Raw genomic sequence first — 919 nt, 5'->3', positions numbered from 1 at the left:
TGCAATCGTATGTGTCTAGGCATTTGACTGTACTTGACAAGCAGATATCAGATTGGCGCCATAGTTATAGTGAGCCGCAGGCAGAAGAGTCACAAGCGAGTGGTGATTCAGGTTCTGATAGTTCCGAGTCCGAAGTCCAGTCGACAGGCTCTGGCCCAGAAGTTAAGAACCTGAAGCATAAGAAGCCTAGTTCATATGATTTGGCCGCTTTAACTCGCGAAAACAGATTAGCTATGCTCGAAGCCCAAATGCAGTCGCCGCAGCAAGCGTCGCGTAGCAAAGGTTACAAAACCCCCGAACCTAGGAAGTTTTCAGGAAAGGAAAACGGTTGGGTAGATTGGGCAGAAGATTTCGAGCGTTGGGCACACTTTCAAGGGTTGCCAGAACAGGACAAGGTGAGCCAAGTCGGTGCTTGGTTCGTGGATGAGGCCAAAACGGCATATAAACAATTCCTTGATAGGATAAGCTTGCATAAAACTCCCAACTTTCAGGAGTTGTATGACGAATTCACTAGGCTCTTTGAAGAGTATTTGTCCCCAGAAGCAGCGCGTATTGAGCTTGAAACACTTAGGTGGGATATGCAAAAAAAGTCACCAGGGCAGTTTATAGCTAGGATTAGACATTTGTGTAGGATCACGTATCCAAGCTTCTCAGGTCTTCAACAGGATCAGGAAGCAGGCGCGCGTCTTATGGCTAGAATTCCCATTGACATTAAATCGCAAGTGCGTCTCCGCGTGGGTCCCACCTTAGATATAGTTACACTACGCTGAGCGCGCATAGATGTTCTACGCGAGCATGACGCAGATAAGCTGGGGATTGTACCCATCCTCCCAGATTCGTACCAGCCTTCCGGCACTCCCGCAGGGTATAAAGGTACTGTAACAGGTGGTAATCCGAGGCCACCTTGGCCCAATTCATC

General features: G+C 48.5%; 1 protein-coding gene. It reads left to right on the top strand.

The window, feature by feature from the left end; genetic code table 11:
* Positions 1 to 23: 23 nt before the first annotated feature.
* Entirely contained in the window at positions 24 to 770 is a 747-nt protein-coding gene (locus tag GY937_26425) for a hypothetical protein (protein ID MCP5060251.1), read from the top strand.
* The last annotated feature ends 149 nt before the right edge of the window (positions 771 to 919 follow it).

The sequence above is a fragment of the bacterium genome (assembly GCA_024228115.1).
Taxonomy (GTDB): domain Bacteria; phylum Myxococcota_A; class UBA9160; order UBA9160; family UBA6930.
This window is presented reverse-complemented; position numbering and strand designations above follow the sequence as displayed.